General features: G+C 61.1%; 2 protein-coding genes and 2 pseudogenes. All 4 read right to left on the reverse strand.

Going from position 1 to position 3267, the window contains the following annotated elements:
• Positions 1-223 (reverse strand): annotated as a pseudogene (locus WCA53_RS29800) (hypothetical protein); the annotation flags it as partial.
• A gap of 67 nt (positions 224-290) precedes the next feature.
• A pseudogene (locus WCA53_RS29805) lies at positions 291-521 on the reverse strand (transposase domain-containing protein); the annotation flags it as partial.
• Between the two features lie 378 nt (positions 522-899).
• Positions 900-2105, reverse strand: a complete 1206-nt coding sequence (locus WCA53_RS29810; protein ID WP_423919776.1) for an IS91 family transposase — start codon at positions 2103-2105, stop codon at positions 900-902.
• Between the two features lie 8 nt (positions 2106-2113).
• Positions 2114-2992, reverse strand: coding sequence for a tyrosine-type recombinase/integrase (locus tag WCA53_RS29815; RefSeq protein ID WP_423919779.1), 879 nt, complete (start codon positions 2990-2992; stop codon positions 2114-2116).
• Positions 2993-3267 lie beyond the last annotated feature (275 nt).

The following is a 3267-nucleotide window of genomic DNA, read 5'->3' on the forward strand; positions in this document are numbered from 1 at the left end:
GAATTTCTACCTGCTTGACCGGCGGCGGGAAGTAAGACCCCGATGACATCCGGTTCCACACCTTGTATAAATTCTTTGACCGCTCCTGCTCGAACATCACGATAGTCTCATCGTCGATCCCAGCAGAACCTCGGTTGGCCTTCACCAGTTGGTAGTAAGCGCCTCGGCTAGGCCGTACCCATTTCCGCGCGCGCATAGGCGACGATGCTGCTGACGTGGACATCGCGTGAGATCGTGTGCACGATCACTGATCACGGGCGAGATCTATCCGGATGTAACCGTAGGGATGCTTAGGGAAGTGCGGAATCCGGAGGTTTTGCCGGATTTCCTAGATGGCTAGCGACGTGCCAGGGCAGCAGTTCGTCGATGCGATTGATCGGATGATCAGCGATACAGGTCAGGACATGACACAGGTATGCGCGCGGGTCGATATCGTTCAGTTTGCAGCTCCGGATGAGCGAGTACATCGCAGCCGCCCGCTCGCCCCCGCTGTCCGAGCCGGCGAACATAAAATTTTTTCGTTAATGCAATTATGTGCATTGGGCAGAGATTTTTTTGGTTGGCGGTCGCGGCAACCAGCGCATCACCATGTCGTCGGACCTGATCCGCGACCGGTAATCAAAAAAATGTTTGTGCTAAACCGCTCCACAGGCGGTGGCCGCTATGGGCATTGAATGACCGCCGCGGTAATTTGTGAAGTCTTGCAGGGGCGATCACACACGGACTTCCGGCGAGAGTGGGAAACATCACGTGTAAAGGAAGCGCGAATGTGCGCGTGAACCGGCAAATCACCCGCCATTTTGGAGTACGCTGGTGCGCCAGCAGATCGAAGGCACGAGTGCAGCCGCGTTGGCCTCGTCAGGAAAGGCGAACGTGTACGGAAACAGGTGCGATGGCAACTAGCGCGCATGGGTGGGACCTGGCGGGGCTCGTGGAAGGCTGCCGGGCATGTCTTCGATGCGGAGCATGTGTCCCTTGCCACATACGGGGCAGTCGCGCAGTGACTTGCCGGTGAGTCGCTGGTAGCGGTCACGGTAGTCTTCCCCGGGCTCGACTGCGGCAACGGCGGGAGCCTCGACACCGAGCAGCCGCCTGCAGGTGGCGAGCTTGTCGGCACGGTGGCAGTTGGCGAGCCACCCGTAGCTGCGAATGCGCTTGAAGCCGTCAGGTAGCACATGCAGCAGGAAGCGACGGATGAACTCGTCGGCGGTGAGCGTCATGGTTCTTTGTCTGGACTCGTGCCGATAGTCCTTCCAGCGGAACTGCACAGTGTGCCCGTCGAAGGCGAGCAGCCGGTTGTTGGAGATGGCGACGCGGTGGGTGTAGCGGCCCAGGTAATCGAGCACGTGTTCGGCACCGCCAAAGGGTGGCTTGGCGTAGACCACCCACTCCGCCCGTGCCGCGGGTGCAAGCCAGGCTGCGAATTCGACGGGATCGCTCAGGGACTCGAACTGACCGTGCAGGCGCAGCCCGCCGGCGTCGTAAGCGCGGCGCAGCTGTTCGAGAAACAGGCGGCGAAAGAGCCGTGACAGGACCCGCACGGACAGGAAGAAGCCGGGACGGCAGGCGATCCAGCGCTTGCCGTCCGGGGAGATGCCGCCGCCCGGCACAACGCAATGCACATGAGGGTGATGCTGCAGATTCTGTCCCCACGTATGCAGGATCGTGAGGAAGCCGATCTCGGCGCCCAGGTGCTTCGGATCGGCGGCGATCGTGCGCAACGTTTCGGCGCTGGCGCGAAACAGCAGATCGTAGAGCGTCCTCTTGTTCTGGAACGCGAGAGCGGCGATGGATTCGGGAAGCGTGAAGACGACATGGAAATACTCGGTCGAGGGGAGGAGCTCCGCATGCCGGCGTTCGAGCCATTGCGCGCGGGCGAGTGACTGGCACTTCGGACAGTGCCGGTTACGACACGAGTCGTAACTGATGCGCTGATAGCCGCATGCATCGCACTGCTCGCGATGGGCACCAAGCGCTGCGGTACGACACAGCTCGATGGCACTCATCACGCGTCGCTGCACACGACTGAGCCCCCCGGCATGGGATAGCCGGAAACTGGGCCCACACTGGCGGAAAATGTCCGCCACTTCGAGCGCCGGTCGCATGACTGCGCTCAGAAGTACTGGGGCGCAGGTGGCGGGGATGGAATGGGTGCAGGGTGCGGCAGCAGGTCGAAGGGACTGGTGGTGGCGCACACGGTGCTGGTGGCGACCTTCAAGTACCGGGACGTTGTCGATAGGGACCTGTGGCCCATCAGCAGCTGGATCCGGCGCACGTCAGTACCGGCTTCCAGCAGATGCGTGGCGAACGCGTGTCGCAAAGAATGGGGTGTCACGGGTTTGGTGATGCCGCTGCGCTTGCGTGCAAGCTCGCATGCGTCGCCCACGGCATGGCGGGTGATGGGCCGCCCCGGAATGCTGCCTGGAAAGAGCCATTCCTTCGGATGGGCGTCCTGCCAGTACAGTCTCAGGATCTCGAGCAGCCTGGGCGAGAGCATTACATAGCGATCCTTACGGTTCTTCCCCTGGTTCACACGGATCACCATGCGCTTGCTGTCGATATCAGTGACCTTCAGATGCACGACTTCGGAGACACGCAGTCCGGCGGCGTACGCGGTCATCAGGATGGTGCGGTGCTTGAGACTGGCGACCGACTCGAAGAAGGTGGTGATCTCCTCCAGGCTGAGGACGACTGGCAGTCGGAACGGCTTCTTCGGTAACGGAAAGTCCTCGTCGCTCCAGGGTCGCTTGAGCGTCACACGGTAGAGAAACCGGAGTGCGCCGATCGTTGCGCCGAGACTGGCGGGTGCCAGCTTGCGTTCTTCGCTGAGGTAGATGAGCCAGGCCCGAATCTCCTCGGGACCCAGCAGTTCGGGCGAACGGCGAAAGTGGCGGGCGAAACTGGCTACCTGAATCAGATAGGACTTCTGGGTATTCTCTGCAAGGTTGCGGATCTGCATGTCATGCAGCATGCGTTGGCGCAGTGGCGTCATGGCGAGCCTCCTGGAAGCAGTGGGTGGAATGCCCAACCGGGCGTTCACATACTGCTCCCGGCGATACCACTCACCACCTCGCCGGGGTTCAGCGCCAGACAACCCTCTTCATGAAACGTCAGCCACGGACCTGTGCCTACCTCCCACTACCGCGTCAGCGGTTTAGTACAAGTATAAGTTTTGGCGGGTGCGCATACTTGTACGCAAGGCGTTTAGCAAGCTGCCGCAGGATCGGTGTGCTTAAACTGGTCAGGTGCAGGCACGCGATCATGCGT

The sequence above is a fragment of the Caballeronia sp. genome, from assembly GCF_049581465.1.
Classification (GTDB): domain Bacteria; phylum Pseudomonadota; class Gammaproteobacteria; order Burkholderiales; family Burkholderiaceae; genus Caballeronia.

Coding starts and splice junctions, on each gene's coding strand:
- WCA53_RS29815 (WP_423919779.1), bottom strand. CDS start 2,992: ATGACGCCACTGCGCCAACGCATGCTGCATGACATGCAGATCCGCAAC.
- WCA53_RS29810 (WP_423919776.1), bottom strand. CDS start 2,105: ATGCGACCGGCGCTCGAAGTGGCGGACATTTTCCGCCAGTGTGGGCCC.